The organism is Exiguobacterium sp. s125, assembly GCF_018618605.1.
GTDB lineage: Bacteria > Bacillota > Bacilli > Exiguobacteriales > Exiguobacteriaceae > Exiguobacterium_A > Exiguobacterium_A oxidotolerans.
Window position 1 is genome coordinate 287,617 of the sequence record NZ_JACSMI010000002.1, and the last position, 14,227, is coordinate 301,843.

At 46.9% G+C, this 14,227-nt stretch carries 16 protein-coding genes; 10 read left to right on the plus strand and 6 right to left on the minus strand.

What is annotated here, in order from left to right:
• Positions 1 to 9 precede the first annotated feature (9 nt).
• On the plus strand, positions 10 to 711 hold the full coding sequence (gene tenA, locus KNQ05_RS09115; protein ID WP_088836637.1) for a thiaminase II: 702 nt from the start codon (positions 10 to 12) through the stop codon (positions 709 to 711).
• 150 nt (positions 712 to 861) lie between these two features.
• Here the strand turns inward: tenA and KNQ05_RS09120 are convergent, their stop codons facing one another.
• Complete coding sequence (locus tag KNQ05_RS09120) at positions 862 to 1,635, minus strand: sporulation protein (protein ID WP_088836638.1); 774 nt, start codon at positions 1,633 to 1,635, stop codon at positions 862 to 864.
• 98 nt (positions 1,636 to 1,733) lie between these two features.
• Between KNQ05_RS09120 and KNQ05_RS09125 the strand changes: the two genes are divergently transcribed.
• The 7 genes from KNQ05_RS09125 (at position 1,734) to KNQ05_RS09155 (ending at position 7,575) form a co-directional block, all read left to right on the plus strand.
• Positions 1,734 to 2,918: a class I SAM-dependent methyltransferase gene (locus KNQ05_RS09125; protein ID WP_088836639.1), complete on the plus strand. Its 1,185-nt coding sequence runs from the start codon at positions 1,734 to 1,736 to the stop codon at positions 2,916 to 2,918.
• A gap of 32 nt (positions 2,919 to 2,950) precedes the next feature.
• Complete coding sequence (locus KNQ05_RS09130) at positions 2,951 to 3,376, plus strand: BrxA/BrxB family bacilliredoxin (protein WP_029333102.1); 426 nt, start codon at positions 2,951 to 2,953, stop codon at positions 3,374 to 3,376.
• 785 nt (positions 3,377 to 4,161) lie between these two features.
• Positions 4,162 to 4,935: a transporter substrate-binding domain-containing protein gene (locus KNQ05_RS09135; protein WP_088836640.1), complete on the plus strand. Its 774-nt coding sequence runs from the start codon at positions 4,162 to 4,164 to the stop codon at positions 4,933 to 4,935.
• Between the two features lie 60 nt (positions 4,936 to 4,995).
• Positions 4,996 to 5,652: an amino acid ABC transporter permease gene (locus KNQ05_RS09140; protein WP_088836641.1), complete on the plus strand. Its 657-nt coding sequence runs from the start codon at positions 4,996 to 4,998 to the stop codon at positions 5,650 to 5,652.
• Between the two features lie 13 nt (positions 5,653 to 5,665).
• A complete protein-coding gene (locus KNQ05_RS09145; protein ID WP_088838454.1) occupies positions 5,666 to 6,388 on the plus strand; it encodes an amino acid ABC transporter ATP-binding protein in 723 nt (240 codons plus the stop codon).
• A 58-nt stretch (positions 6,389 to 6,446) separates the two neighbouring features.
• Positions 6,447 to 6,983, plus strand: coding sequence for a GNAT family N-acetyltransferase (locus tag KNQ05_RS09150; protein WP_239456859.1), 537 nt, complete (start codon positions 6,447 to 6,449; stop codon positions 6,981 to 6,983).
• Positions 6,976 to 7,575: an HD domain-containing protein gene (locus tag KNQ05_RS09155; protein ID WP_214765362.1), complete on the plus strand. Its 600-nt coding sequence runs from the start codon at positions 6,976 to 6,978 to the stop codon at positions 7,573 to 7,575. Before KNQ05_RS09150 ends, KNQ05_RS09155 begins: the two co-directional genes overlap by 8 nt.
• A 164-nt stretch (positions 7,576 to 7,739) precedes the next feature.
• Here the strand turns inward: KNQ05_RS09155 and KNQ05_RS09160 are convergent, their stop codons facing one another.
• The 4 genes from KNQ05_RS09160 to KNQ05_RS09175 all read right to left on the minus strand — a co-directional run bounded on the left by KNQ05_RS09160 (position 7,740) and on the right by KNQ05_RS09175 (position 11,509).
• Positions 7,740 to 8,453, minus strand: coding sequence for a ZIP family metal transporter (locus tag KNQ05_RS09160; protein WP_088836644.1), 714 nt, complete (start codon positions 8,451 to 8,453; stop codon positions 7,740 to 7,742).
• Positions 8,454 to 8,578: 125 nt separating this feature from the next.
• Positions 8,579 to 9,343: a 2,4-dienoyl-CoA reductase gene (fadH, locus tag KNQ05_RS09165; protein WP_214765360.1), complete on the minus strand. Its 765-nt coding sequence runs from the start codon at positions 9,341 to 9,343 to the stop codon at positions 8,579 to 8,581.
• A gap of 88 nt (positions 9,344 to 9,431) precedes the next feature.
• Positions 9,432 to 10,367 carry a manganese-dependent inorganic pyrophosphatase gene (locus KNQ05_RS09170; protein ID WP_029333110.1) on the minus strand — a complete coding sequence of 312 codons (936 nt, stop codon included), beginning with the start codon at positions 10,365 to 10,367 and terminating at the stop codon, positions 9,432 to 9,434.
• A gap of 56 nt (positions 10,368 to 10,423) precedes the next feature.
• Entirely contained in the window at positions 10,424 to 11,509 is a 1,086-nt protein-coding gene (locus tag KNQ05_RS09175; protein ID WP_214805193.1) for an N-acetylglucosaminidase, read from the minus strand.
• Between the two features lie 78 nt (positions 11,510 to 11,587).
• Here KNQ05_RS09175 and KNQ05_RS09180 point away from each other — a divergent pair, with 78 nt between their 5' ends.
• Entirely contained in the window at positions 11,588 to 12,574 is a 987-nt protein-coding gene (locus KNQ05_RS09180) for an aromatic acid exporter family protein (RefSeq protein WP_214805195.1), read from the plus strand.
• 205 nt (positions 12,575 to 12,779) lie between these two features.
• Positions 12,780 to 13,904 (plus strand): M20/M25/M40 family metallo-hydrolase, encoded by a 1,125-nt coding sequence (locus tag KNQ05_RS09185; protein WP_088836648.1) that lies wholly within the window; start codon positions 12,780 to 12,782, stop codon positions 13,902 to 13,904.
• 57 nt (positions 13,905 to 13,961) lie between these two features.
• Here the strand turns inward: KNQ05_RS09185 and KNQ05_RS09190 are convergent, their stop codons facing one another.
• Positions 13,962 to 14,141, minus strand: a complete 180-nt coding sequence (locus KNQ05_RS09190) for a hypothetical protein (RefSeq protein WP_029333114.1) — start codon at positions 14,139 to 14,141, stop codon at positions 13,962 to 13,964.
• Positions 14,142 to 14,227 lie beyond the last annotated feature (86 nt).

Below are 14,227 nucleotides of genomic sequence, written 5' to 3' on the forward strand. Positions count from 1 at the left end.
GGAATTAGGTTGAAATTCAGTCAAGAAATTCGGCAAGCCGCAAAAACATATTGGGACAGCAGTTTTTCCCATCCATTCGTCACAGGCATTGGTGACGGGACGTTACCGCTCGAAAAATTTCGACATTATGTCATGCAGGATGCGTATTACTTAAAACATTTCGCAAAAATTCAAGCCCGGGCCGCCTCAAAGGCAACGGATTTTGCGACGATCGCGGAACTCGCGGAACATGCGACATCGACCTATGCGGCTGAGCTATCACTCCATCAATCGTTTTTTGAACCGCTCGCTATTACGGAAGCGGATTTAGCAGCGTTCGAACCGGCACCGACTGCGTATGCCTATGTCTCACATATGCATCATGCGAGCGAGGGGACACTCGGGGAAACGATTGCAGCGATTTTACCGTGTTACTGGCTTTATTATGAAGTCGGACAACAACTGTTGACGAAGTCACCGGCGTCACCGATTTATCAACAGTGGATTGCAACATACAGCTCGGAATGGTTCGAACGGGTCGTCTTTGAACAGGTCGACCGGCTGGATGCTTTGGCGGCGCAAGCGACTGAAGCAGAACGGGAACGGATGAAACACCATTTCGTCAGAAGCTGTTATTACGAATTGATGTTTTGGGAAATGGGCTGGACGGAAGAAACGTTTGAACGTCTCTTTACACAAGTTACGCGTCAACCAAAAGTAACGAAACGATAAGTACAGCTTTAGCCGCTGTTGATCAGCGCGATCAGACGGCAGACTGCACAAAACCTGAGCAATTTTCAGCTTTCGTAAAGAAAGTCATGGCAATCGCTCAGGTTTTTTTGTTGGTGGATTACAGGCATGATGAAAATTCTGGTAAGGAAATCAGCTGTACCGTTCAATCAAATCGTTTAATTGTTGTTTGACGGCGTTTCGGTCCATCAAATCGTGGTTCGATAAGGATAGCTTCGTCATCGTCTCATCCGCACCCGCCATCTCACTGAAGAGCGAACCTAAGTCGTGGGCACGACGGTCGATTTGCAAGACGATGTCGATGCCGGTACGGTCTTGGAGCATGATGAGTTCGACTTCATCGAGTTTATGGGCGAAGTACGTATTGCGTGCCGAATACTCGAGTTCCTGGGCGATCGGTAAATCCTTCCGGTAACGCCCGGGAAGTTTTTCCGTGTCCGCTTTCTTGAGTCGGAAGCCAAGTTCTTCCATCGCTTCTAAGATAACGGATTGGAGGTCATTGGCTTGGACGATGATGGCGTCCCGGTCTGACGGATCGACCGCCTGGGCGATATCGAGACCCGTTTCAATCCATGACTTCGATTGACTGACCGAGAGCGGCGTATTGAATGGTACTTGAAGCGTAAACGGAATTTCGCGTTCGACACCTGCTTCAATCGTAAAGGCGGCTTCGTTTAGCGAAAAACGATCGAGTGTGAACGTCGTAAATGTCGTGCTGTCCCTGACTTCTTCTTTATATTGTGTATTAAACGCTAAATAAATCCGATCGATTTCTTGGTCGACATTGCCGCCTTTAATATGGACGGTTCCGTGAATCTGTCCGCCTGGCTCACAGCGTTCGCTGTCGAGTCGTGTATCGACTGTGGCGGCACCGATTCCGATTTGTGATAAAAGTTTTTTGAACATCGTTCGTTCCTCCTTTAATGATGAAGCTACCTTACTTGTCGAATAGGGTGGAATTTGCTACAGTTTCGAAAGAACAATCAGAAAAGGACGGGACTACAGTGGAATTACACCAAGTAAAAGAATTACTCACTCAAAAGCTCGAGGCTGCTGCTCTCGTGCATGCAACGATTAGTGGTCCGCGCCAAAAGTCGAATGATCTTCGAAGAATCAAACTAAAACCGATTCTATTGAAAGATACGTATGCAATCCAGTTAGAGTTTCAATATGAACGGATAATTAAACACGAAAATTTGTCGGTTGATGAATTTTTAGAACGACTCGACGGATTGATGGAGGAATTCCGTCAATTTTTATTCCGTTTCGAGACGGAAGAAGTTCAGTTCCAGTTATCCAAAAAAATGAAAGTATCGTTAAAAACAACGCAACAGTCACCCCTGCAAGCAGAACTGTCGCATAACCGTAAAAAAAGTCATCTCCTTGAAGATGGTGTCGTCGTTCCGTTTTTAGTCCGACTCGGTGTCATGACGGAAGACGGACAAGTCAAACGGCAAAAGTACGATAAATTTAAACAAATCAATCGGTTCCTGGAGTTCGTCGAAGATAGTATTTCCGCGTTACCGACAGACCGAACGTTACGGATTCTTGATTTCGGTTGTGGAAAATCGTACTTGACGTTTGCCTTGTATCATTATTTAAGTGTCGTCAAAGGCTTCGACTTGAAAGTGACCGGACTTGATCTCAAAAAAGAAGTCATCGAAGAATGTACAGCGATTGCGCGCGATCTCGACTATACGAATCTCGAGTTTCGTGTCGGGGACGTCCATGATTATAACGAAGATACAGAGGTTGACTTAATGGTGACGCTTCATGCCTGTGACGTCGCAACGGATGTTGCACTTGCCCGCGCCGTTGATTGGAATGCGTCTGTCATCTTAAGTGTCCCGTGTTGTCAAAAAGAACTCAATCGTCAACTCGACTGTTCACCACTCGACGTCATGTTGCAACACGGGCTGATTCAAGAGAAGTTCGCTTCGCTTGCGACGGATTCGATCCGTGCCGAAATCTTGACGCTCGTCGGTTACGAGACACAATTGCTTGAATTCATTGATTTAGAGCATACACCAAAAAATGTCTTGATTCGTGCGTATAAAAATGACCGTCAGCCGTCGGAAGAAAAAATTGACCGTTACGTCGCCTTCCGTGATCTACTACATGCGAAACCATATTTGGCGCAAGAATTAAGCGGCAGACTTGGACAGATTTCATCTAAACTCGTACAATAAGGAAGAGAACGAATAAGGGAGGAATTAGACCGATGGATTTCCAAATGTATTTTGAAGACGTCGTCCAGACAGCACGTAAAGAAGCGGCAGCTGCTGGTTTTGAAGAATTAACGACAGCTGAAAGCGTCGATGACGCGATGAAGCGTGAAGGATTGACACTTGTCCTTGTCAACTCAGTATGTGGATGTGCAGGTGGGATTGCTCGCCCGGCAGCTGCTTACGTCAATCGAATGGAAGGCGTGAAGCCAGATCATTTCGTAACGGTGTTTGCGGGACAAGACCGTGAAGCAACGGACCGGGCACGCGAGTACTTTGAAGGGTATCCACCTTCATCACCATCATTCGCTTTGATGCAAGATGGCAACATTCTTTCGATGGTTGAACGTTTCGACATCGAATCGTTTACTGCAGAAGAAGTTGTTGAAAAATTAGAGTCATTGATTGAAATTTACGCATAAGTGAATCAACTGGAGCCGTGTTTCTTAATTGAAACACGGCTCCAGCATGTATACAAACGCTTATGAAGAGTGAACATGCGACATCTAGGTGCGATCCATTCGCTTTTCGCGGTTCTAAAGCGATTCAAGACAGATTGCGCTCTAAACCGTCTGCATGTCTGGATTTCCTTCACGGTATTTCCTAAAGAGCGTCACGTTTCGTTGACTCCTACGGGAAAAAGTGCGTTTTTAACGCACTTTCAGAGGCAGGCAAGACCCTGCTCGTTGTCCATTAGGACCAAGGAGCAACGGCTTGCGCCTCGCCCGAGGAAAGCAACGAAAAAAACGCTTTTATCGCCCAATGGCACTTTGACTACAGTCTAGAGCCGTGTTTCTTAATTGAAACACGGTTTTAATTTGTCGTGAAAGTGAGTGTGCGCGAAAGAGATGTTTTTTTAGCAGTCCCCCTGAAGCAGAGGCCGACTTATTGAAAGAGCAATGAAAAAAGAAAGACGAATCGAATCAATAGCATCCCCTTTTTCGAGTTAGAAAGTACCCATGATTAAAATCCGAGGATAGCAATAAAAATGTAAGCGGATTCAAAAGTGGTTATTTACTCATGTTTTGTATAAAAAGAATCGATTTATGCATTATTACGAGATAATTATACTTTACAATGAATAAATATTCGTATATCCTAAAAGTAATAAATCGGATCAGAGCTATTTAGTATTGAATTAGAAAAAAACATAAGTCATACTATTGTTAAAGTTCTGACAATTGAGCGTTGGAAGGGGAATTTATTCATGAAAAAATTAGTAGCAACGGCAATGGCAGGCATTCTCGCACTTACGATGGCAGCATGTGGTGCATCAGATGATTCATCAGGCGGTTCAAGTGATGACAGTAAAGTATTAACGATGGGAACGTCAGCAGATTACTTCCCGTTTGAATACATCGATACGGCGAAAGGGGACGACATCGTTGGATTTGATGTCGCAATCGCAAAAGAAGTTACAAAAAACCTCGGTTATGATTTGAAAATTGAAGACATGGAGTTCGGTAGCTTACTCGGAGCACTCAGCTCAGGTCGGGTTGATTTTGTCATGGCAGGAATGACACCGACAGACGAGCGGAAGAAAAACGCTGATTTCACAGATGTTTACTTCGAATCAAAGAACCTCGTCATGACAAAAGACGAAGCGATTAGTTCGGAAGATGAACTGAAAGGTAAAAAAATCGGCGTCCAACTTGGATCGATTCAAGAAGGCATTGCAAAAGATCGTTATAAAGACAGCGAAGCCGTCTCGTTGAATAAAATTCCGGAAATCATTCAAGAACTCAATACGGGTCGGATTGATGCGCTCATCATCGAAGATGCTGTAGCGGTCAAATACATGGATCAAGACGAATCGTTAAAAACGTATGAAATTAAAGAAGACGGACCGACGGGTTCAGCCGCCGCTTTCAAAAAAGGCGACAAGATGCGTGACGAGTTCAACAAAGAGTTGAAAAAGATGATCGATGCGGGTGAAATCGACAAACTTGCAGAAGAATGGTTCCAAAAAGAAGCAAAATAAGAGAAGCACATAGGGGTGGGGGTAAACCCATCCCTTTTGCGCGACGTTAGGAGTTTGGTTATGATAGACTTTACAAAGATTCAAGATTCAATCCCATATATTCTGCAAGGGATTCCAGTTCTGTTCCAAGTCGTGCTCGTCGCTGCCGTCGCAGGGATGTTGATCGGAATCATCGTGGCAGCCCTTAAAATTACGAAAAGCAAATTCATTCGCTTCATTGGACACGCGTATACGGCAGTCTTTCGTGGAACACCCTTGATTTTGCAACTGGCAATCATTCACTTCGGTTTACCGCAACTGACAGGTTACGTCACGACAGGCTATCAATCCGCTGTCATCGCCTTTTCATTAAACTCGGGTGCTTACATCTCGGAAATCATCCGGGCAGGAATTCAAGCAGTCGATCGTGGACAATGGGAAGCAGCGGATGCACTCGGTATCCCATACATGAAACAATTGCGGTCAATCATCTTACCGCAAGCGTTCAAAAACATTCTACCAGCCATCATGAATGAAATGATTACGTTAACAAAAGAGTCGGCACTCGTCTCGACAGTCGGTGTTCTCGATATTATGCGCCGAGCGCAAGTCGTCGGTGGAGAAAAAGCATTGTACTTCGAACCCTTGTTATTTGCGGGACTCGTCTATTTCGTCCTTGTCATGGGATTGTCCTTGATTGGTCAACAAGTCGAAAAAGCTATGAGAAAGAGTGGGTAATCAGATGGAACCTATGATTCAAGTCACCGATCTGTACAAACAGTTCGGAAAGTTAGAAGTATTAAAAGGCATCACGACGACAGTCGGCCGTGGGGAAGTCGTCGCAGTTATCGGACCGTCGGGTTCAGGGAAGTCGACGTTCTTACGTTGTATCAACCTTTTGGAGCAACCGACAGGTGGAATGATTAATGTCGACGGCTTCGAATTGACAAAACCGAAAGCGAATATCGCGAAAGCGCGTCAAAACATCGGGATGGTGTTTCAACAGTTTAACCTGTTCCCTCATAAGTCAGTGCTCGATAACTTAATTTATGCCCCAATCAATGTCCTCGGTTTATCAAAAGAGGACGCAATCAAACGTGGCGAAGTATTACTTGAACGCGTGGGTCTCGCTGAAAAACGGGATAATTTCCCGAACCAGCTATCCGGTGGTCAAAAGCAACGTGTTGCGATCGCGCGTGCCCTCGCGATGGAGCCGAACGTCATGTTGTTCGATGAACCAACATCAGCACTCGACCCGGAAATGGTCAATGAAGTCCTCGATGTCATGAAGCAACTCGCGGAAAGTGGGATGACGATGGTCATCGTCACGCACGAGATGGGCTTCGCAAAAGAAGTCGCCGACCGTGTCCTGTTCCTCGACGAAGGCATTTTGATGGAAGAAGGAACACCGGTCGAGTTGTTCGATCATCCGAAAACCGACCGTGCGAAAAAATTCTTGGAAAAAGTCTTATAACACATAACCGCCATCTCTTTCATCAAAGGGGTGGCGTTTTTTGAGGAGGATGAATGAAGTGAAGTTACTAGAGGGGAAAGGCATCCGGCTGACACGTTTCCAAGCGGCAGATACAGACGTCTATCGGGGCTTTCTTGACGATGCGACGTTTGCACGAAACTTGAGTGCGACACCATATCGCTTCTTGTCAGATGAAAAAATCAACGGGATGCTTGCGAGTGATGCCCATGAGACGTTTCGGTTCGCCGTTCGTCGGACGGATGCCGAGCGTCTGATTGGTATCGTCTCCCTCGAAGATATCTTATGGTCGAACGGGACGGCTTGGTTGATGATTGGAATCGACCCAAGTGAAACCGGGAAAGGGTATGGGCGAAAAGCATTACAGCTATTACTGCGATACGCCTTTTATGAGCTCAACCTCGAGCGGATCCAGTTGACGGTCTTTGCCTATAATGAGCGTGCGATTGCATTATACGAACGACTCGGCTTCGTCCACGAAGGCACGTACCGGCAATTTTTAAAACGGGATGGTAAGCGGCATGACATGTTGCTTTACGGATTGTTGCAGACGGAGTGGGAGGATTTTTATGATTAACGAAACGGAACAGTTCGTCCGTGCCTTTCACGCGACGGATTTTTCAGGACATGACTATGCCCATATCGAACGGGTCCGGAAGATGGCTTTACAGATTGCTGCGACGGAAGGCGGGGATTTGCTGACGATTGAACTGGCGGCACTCCTGCATGATGTCGCGGACGAGAAACTCGGCGGAACACTTTCTTCCGTCGATGCGTTTTTATCCGGGAAAGTCTCAGACACTCGGAAACAGAAAATCCTTCAAATCATTGATGGGATGTCATTTAAAGGGGGGGACCGTCCACCACTTGAGACGCTGGAAGGGAAAATCGTCCAGGACGCAGATCGGTTAGATGCAATCGGTGCCATCGGGGTCGCCCGGACCTTCCAGTATGGAGCATTGACCCAAGCACCGATGCATGTACCCGGTTTAAGACCACGCAAGCCGGGAGACCGGACGAGTCCTTCGAGCACAATCAATCATTTTTATGAGAAGTTACTTTTGTTAAAGGATTTGATGAATACCGAAACGGCAAAAGGCATCGCAGAGGAACGGCATGCGTTCATGGTTGAATTTTTGGAACGTTTTCAGACGGAGTGGGAGTTGTGAAAAACGGACACAAGAGTTGATTCAAGACTCAATCCGTCCGCGCTCTCTGTTCCGATAGTTCCGTCCTGTGCGCAAAAAGTGCCGGTGAATCCGTAAATGATGCGGATTCACCGGCACTTTCTAGCTCGGTCCTTATCGTCAAGCTCTTTTAAAATCACCGAGCTTCAGCTAAGGATGATGGCAGTGATGAGACCGAGTGAGGCGAGTAGTCCGACGATCGTGCCACCTTCCTCATGCGCCTCCGGCATCATCGTCGAAGCGAGCATCGCGATGATGCCACCGCTTGCGAAGGCGCCGATCATCGCAAATTGCATATCGGGTAGGTTAGCAAGCACGGAATAGCCGGCGAGCGAGGCGAGGGCAGAAATCAACCAGACGACACCCCACATGATTAAGATTTTTTTCTTCGAAAATCCGTCTTTTTGAAGTCCGGTCGTACTCGAGAGACCTTCCGGAATATTGCTGACGAAAATCGCCGCAACGAGTGCCGCACTGACATTCCCCGACAATAAGCTTGCCCCAATCATGATCGATTCCGGAATCGCATCTAAAATCGTTCCGAAAAAGATGGCGGTGCCGGTCCCTTCGTTTCCGCCGCCTGAACGTTTCCGTTTACTCGCACCTCGCGAAGAAACAAAAAAATCAAATCCTGTAAAGACGAGAGAACCGACGATGAACGAGATAGCGACGATGAACGTCGTTGATTTATTCAAGGCTTCGTCGAGCAGTTCGAACGTCGCTGCCCCAATCAAGATCCCCGTACCGAATGACATGACATATCCGATGTACCGTTGCTTCATCGGTAAAAATAATCCAATCAATGCCCCGATGACGACTGCGCCCCCGGCGAGTGCGCCCCAACCTAAAGCCATCCACATAACTGATTCCTCCCTTATTCCATTGTTCTTTTTTCCTTTCGATAATGATTTATAAACATAGTTAATTTTTAGAGGAGAAACGAAATGAAAAAATCACCTCCCGCTTCGGAAGGTGATTGTGATAGTCAGAACGGTTGTTTGTTCAGCCAGTGACCGCCGTCCAGTGCGATGCATTCTCCATTTAAGTAGCTTGCTTGATTGGAGACCATCCAGACGGCGAGTCCAGCGATTTCTTCCGGTGTCCCGAACCGTCCGAGTGGTACATTGCGACGAATTCGTTCCGCGTGTTCCGGTGACATCGCCAGTTTATCGGCACCACCCGTCCGTTCGATCGGCCCCGGACTGATCGCATTGATGCGGGCATGATACTTATACCCCCACTCGACGGCAAGCGTCCGCGTCAAATTCAAGACTCCGGCTTTTGCGGCAGCACTCGGAGCGACACCGGCTCCAGCTTGCCACGCGTAAGAAGCGACGATGTTTAAAATCTGTCCACCTTTGACGTCATCTTCTTGCCAGCCTTTGACAAGCGCGTGTGAACAATTGAATGTCCCATTGAGGACAATGTCGATGACCGTCTTCCATCCGTTCGGAGACAGCTCATCCGTCGGACAGATGAAATTTCCGGCCGCATTGTTCACGAGTGCCTCTAAGCGACCGAACGTTTCCCGTGCTTGATTGACAGCCGCGATACAGGCATCGGTATCACGAACATCCATTTGAATGGTCAGATGCTCCCCCTCAATCTGCTTTAGTTCATGATCCGTTTGTTGTAACCGTTCCAAGTCACGTCCTGTGACGACGACGTTCCAGCCGGCTTCTTTTAAGGCGAGTGCCATTGCTTTCCCCATACCGCTCGTACCGCCTGTCACCATGATCGTTTGTGCCATTAACTTCTCCCCCTTTAGTCTGAATGAACAACCATTCATTATTAGTATTCAAAAAAGAAGGAGTGAACTCCTTCTTTTTTGTAGTCGATTATTTTGAACTAACGGCAGTATCTGTCAGGATTGGAACAACTTGTTTCTTCCGTGAAACGACACCTTCGAGGTAAACGAGGTGGTTGGTTGCTTCAATTCCATAAGCTTGTTCGACGAGTGGTGCTTGTTGTCCGAGTACGAGCGCAACTGAATTATTTGTTAAGATGTCAGTCACGAGGAACACGAACAGATCGAGTTCTTTTTCGAGAATGATCGTATTGATTTGCTCTTCAAGCTCAGCTTGACGAAGTAACACTTCAGCTGTATCGACCGTATTGACCTGAGCAATCTCGACTTTGTGTGCGCCCATCGAAAACTCTTTTGCGTCAAGTGAAATCAATTCTGTGATTGATTTTTTCGATAAGTCAGCACCTGCTTTGAGCATGTTCAAACCGTAGACGTTTGCATCGACACCGGCGATTTCTGCAAGTTCACGTGCAGCGACGATGTCTTCTTCCGTACATGTCGGTGACTTGAACAACAATGAATCGGAAACGATTGCCGATAACATCAAACCTGCGATTTCCGGTTTGATCGCGACACCATGTTCTTTATAAAGTTTGTTCAAAATCGTTGCCGTACAACCGACGGGCTCAGCGCGGTAGTAGATCGGATCTGATGTCTCAAAGTTCGCAATCCGGTGGTGATCGATGACTTCTGTGACCGTGACGTCAGCGATGTCGTCGGCACTTTGTTGACGTTCGTTGTGGTCGACGAGAATGACGTGTGATGCTTCGGCAGCGACTGCCGTAACAAGACGCGGTGCAGCGATTTTAAATTGATCGAGTGCGAATTGTGTTTCATCATTGATTTCGCCTAAACGTATCGCTTCGGCATTCACACCTAATGCTTTCTTCAGTTCAGCGTACGCGATTGCTGACGTAATCGTATCCGTATCCGGATTTTTATGACCAAAAATCAATACTTTTTCCATGCTGAATCACTCCTCAATGGTTAATGTCTCGCCCATTAGTGTATCATATCTCGGAATTAGAAGGCGTCCATTTTGTACAGGATACCAGCGATTTTTTCGCTCCAGTAAGGATCCGATGCATAAAAAACGTTCATTCCTTTTGCTTTATTTCCGAGGAACGGTCCACGGTGGTACTTACCATCCGTCGCGAGGTAGTCGCGGGCGATAAACTGACCCGTTTTTCGAATCGAGTCGTCAAGCGATTTATAAGCCGTTGCATTTTGACCAGGTGCAATATCCGTCGCATTGACGCCAAACAGATTGAATTTTTCACGGGCAATCGTCGACCGACCGTAATTTGATTCATGAATCGCATGAGCGAGGAGATAGGCGGCATTGATATCAAAATCACGCTCGACTTTTTTGAACGTCTTCCCAGTACCGATCAACGGACTATCGGGCGCATTGTTTTTGATGAAGGCATCAAGCTCTTTTGCGGACAAAGGAGTCGGTTTCCGTAAATCTTTCGTCAATGTCGTCACTTCGACATAGTCGGTCGTCCGCTTCGAAATGTCTTTTGGGGCACGTCCGACGGTAATCCAGCCGCCGAGTCCGGCGTTCGCGACGATGTAGTGACATAACGTATCACCCGTTCGTTCGTAAAACGATCGGTTCGTCGATCGTTCAAGGGGGTACAAGGTCAACCGATCCGACGCAACGAAGCCGCGGACACCGGCAATTTCAATCCGACTGACGTCTGGACCGAAGTCGCGCAGTGTTAAACGGCTACCGGACGCGACATATGTCAACCGTTTTTTTAACGATTCGTCTTGATAGATGTTGAGCGTACCACCTTCGTCGACGATCCCGATACCGGGACCAGTCAAGTAGAGATAACGGTCATCCTCGGTTCGTTTAACGGCACCACGGTCGTCACCAAGGTAGGTTTTCGCTTCGCTGAACGTATCGAATTCTTGTTCCGTCGCGACTTGACCTTCTTGATATTTTTCAGCGATGTACGGAGCAGCCGGTTTTAAGACGGACGGTGGATCGTCCTTCAACAAATAGAATAGAACGATCCCGAGCAAAAAGAAAAATAACAGTCCTTTCAGGGATCCCGCTTTTTTTGCGGGACGGCCGGGACGAATCGTGCGTGTACTCAAAAAATCACGTCCTTCAAAAAATCGATAGACAACTTGGGTAAAGGATAGGTAGTCTAACAAAGAATAGGGGGGAACTCGATGTTCATTGGATATCGGACTTTAAAAACGGCCGTCGCAGCCGCACTTGCGATGTGGATTGCAGAGCAGATGCAACTCGACTACTATGTTTTCGCCGCCATCATCGCCATCTTGAGTATTCAAGCGACGCGGAAAAAATCAATTCGTTCATCGTACGAACGCATCATGGCGTCGATTCTTGCCATCGGAATCGGTTTCCTGATTTTCGAAATCATCGGTTATCGGCCAGTTGCTTTAGCACTTTATTTCATTATATTCCTTCCGTTGACGCAACGCCTCCGTCTACAGGACGGTTTTATTACGAGTGTAGTCATCTTGACGCATCTTTACACGGCACGACAACTCAACCTTGCGATTTTTTTAAATGAAGTCTACTTGATTTTGATTGGCGTCGGTGTCGGATTACTCGTCAATATGTATATGCCGAGCCTTGACCGTGTCATCACGGAGCGCCGTCAGCAAATCGATAAACGGATTGCTGCTTTGTTCTTTGAAGTCGCCGCGGCGATCGAGACGGGGCGGATCAATCATCATTCGCTGACGCTCGAAGAAACGGAACGCTTGTTGCGGGAAGGAAAGGACGCTTCGTTAAAACGGATGGGCAATGCCATCGGTCGTCGAAATGATGACGAGGACTACAGCTATTTCCGGATGCGGGAGCAACAGTTCGAACTGCTCCGCGGGATCGTCCGTAATGTTGATGATTTGGTGTTAATCGTCGAAGAAGGCAAAAAAGTCGCCGACCTGTTTCGGACGATTGGTGACAATGTCCGTCCGGAGGCCGACGCAAGGTTATTTTTACAAGAACTGGCGGACTTACTCGCGACCTTCCGTGCTTCGCCGTTACCGACGACGCGTGAAGAGTTCGAAGTCCGGTCCGCGCTGTTGCACATGTTGCAAGAAACGGAGCAATATTTACAATTAAAGCAGCGTTTCGTCGCGAGATCAGAAGAAATAAAACATCGTCGAGGCAAAAGTACCAAGTAAGAAGATTGCTAAGATCGCAATCGTCGTCCACTTGATGAGACGTTGTTGTTTGGATGGGCGTGACATGACAGGTGCAACTCCTTTCTAAAATGCAAACGTAATTACTGTTATTGTACAAACAACCCTTCTGAAGTGCAAATCAGTCAGTTGATGGTATACTGAAAAAGCGCTAGTCGAATAGTACTTACATGAGGAGGAATCTAGCATGGTCAATGAGAAACGTGTACTTGATACATTTTTAGAGTTAGTCCAAATCGATTCAGAATCAAAAGAAGAGGCACAGATTTGTGCCCATCTGAAAAAAACGTTCACAGAACTCGGATGTGACGTCTTTGAAGATGATGCATCATCGAAAACGGAACATAAAGGAAATAACTTAATCGTCACACTTCCAGCAACAAAAGACGGTGTCGATAAAATTTATTTCACGTCACATATGGATACGGTATTCCCGGGACAAGGGATTAAACCGATCATCGAGGATGGGTATGTCAAAACGGATGGTACGACAATCCTCGGGGCAGATGATAAAGCGGGTCTTGCATCAATCATCGAGCTGGTCCACGTCTTGAATGAAACGAAGCAACCGCACGGACAGATTCAATTCGTCATCACAGTTGGCGAAGAATCAGGTCTTGTCGGGGCGATGGTCCTCGATCCATCAAAAATCGATGCAGACTATGGGTTTGCCCTTGATTCAGACGGTAAAGTGGGCGATATCATCACGGCTGCCCCGACACAAGCGAAAGTGAATGCTAAAATCTATGGCAAAACGGCACATGCTGGGGTTGCGCCTGAAAAAGGTGTCTCTGCCATTACGATTGCTGCAAAAGCCATCGCGAAAATGCCGCTTGGTCGAATTGATGAAGAGACGACAGCAAATGTCGGCCGATTCAGTGGTGGTGGTCCATCGACGAACATCGTCTGCGATTATGTAGAAATCTTCGCAGAAGCACGTTCACTCGTTGCACCGAAGATGGAAGCCCAGACAGAAAAAATGAAAGCTGCCTTTGAAGAAGCAGCCGCTGAACTCGGCGGACGTGCTGAAGTCGAAGTCAAAGTCATGTATCCTGGCTTCAAGTTCGAAGACGGAGATCAAGTCGTCGAAGTTGCGAAAGCTGCAATCGCGCAACTTGGGCGGACACCGCGTTTACTTCATTCAGGTGGCGGTTCAGATGCGAACGTCATCGCTGGTTTCGGTATTCCGACCGTCAACTTAGCCGTCGGATACGAAGACATCCATACGACGAATGAAAGAATGCCGATCGAAGAACTCGTCAAGACGGCAGAACTATGTGTTACGCTCGTCGATTACATCACAAATAAGTGAGAAGATAATGAAAAGAGTGTACCGCTATATTGCGGTACACTCTTTGTTCGTTTACGATTAAGTTAATTGAGGACGTTCGACGAACTCCATTGACTCAAGAACAAATTCTTCAGTACATAATAAGGTCGTCGCGATTTCTTGAATCTGAATCGACTTGCCGTACTTTTGCCGATAGTTCTCGTTCAGCATCCGGGCTTCGTGTACGATTCGTGCATAGGTCCGTTCGATTTTGGTCATGGAAAAAACCACCTTTCGAATCAGTATGGGTACAGTTTACCATGATTCATTGTGTGAAAGATGTATTTTGTGTATGAAAAATGCTA

Excerpts from the sequence above, each read along its gene's own strand:
- KNQ05_RS09120 (WP_088836638.1), bottom strand. The coding sequence starts at position 1,635 with ATGTTCAAAAAACTTTTATCACAAATCGGAATCGGTGCCGCCACAGTC.
- KNQ05_RS09130 (WP_029333102.1), top strand. The coding sequence starts at position 2,951 with ATGGATTTCCAAATGTATTTTGAAGACGTCGTCCAGACAGCACGTAAA.
- KNQ05_RS09135 (WP_088836640.1), top strand. The coding sequence starts at position 4,162 with ATGAAAAAATTAGTAGCAACGGCAATGGCAGGCATTCTCGCACTTACG.
- KNQ05_RS09140 (WP_088836641.1), top strand. The coding sequence starts at position 4,996 with ATGATAGACTTTACAAAGATTCAAGATTCAATCCCATATATTCTGCAA.
- KNQ05_RS09145 (WP_088838454.1), top strand. The coding sequence starts at position 5,666 with ATGATTCAAGTCACCGATCTGTACAAACAGTTCGGAAAGTTAGAAGTA.
- KNQ05_RS09155 (WP_214765362.1), top strand. The coding sequence starts at position 6,976 with ATGATTAACGAAACGGAACAGTTCGTCCGTGCCTTTCACGCGACGGAT.
- KNQ05_RS09160 (WP_088836644.1), bottom strand. The coding sequence starts at position 8,453 with ATGTGGATGGCTTTAGGTTGGGGCGCACTCGCCGGGGGCGCAGTCGTC.
- fadH (WP_214765360.1), bottom strand. The coding sequence starts at position 9,343 with ATGGCACAAACGATCATGGTGACAGGCGGTACGAGCGGTATGGGGAAA.
- KNQ05_RS09170 (WP_029333110.1), bottom strand. The coding sequence starts at position 10,367 with ATGGAAAAAGTATTGATTTTTGGTCATAAAAATCCGGATACGGATACG.
- KNQ05_RS09180 (WP_214805195.1), top strand. The coding sequence starts at position 11,588 with ATGTTCATTGGATATCGGACTTTAAAAACGGCCGTCGCAGCCGCACTT.
- KNQ05_RS09185 (WP_088836648.1), top strand. The coding sequence starts at position 12,780 with ATGGTCAATGAGAAACGTGTACTTGATACATTTTTAGAGTTAGTCCAA.
- KNQ05_RS09190 (WP_029333114.1), bottom strand. The coding sequence starts at position 14,141 with ATGACCAAAATCGAACGGACCTATGCACGAATCGTACACGAAGCCCGG.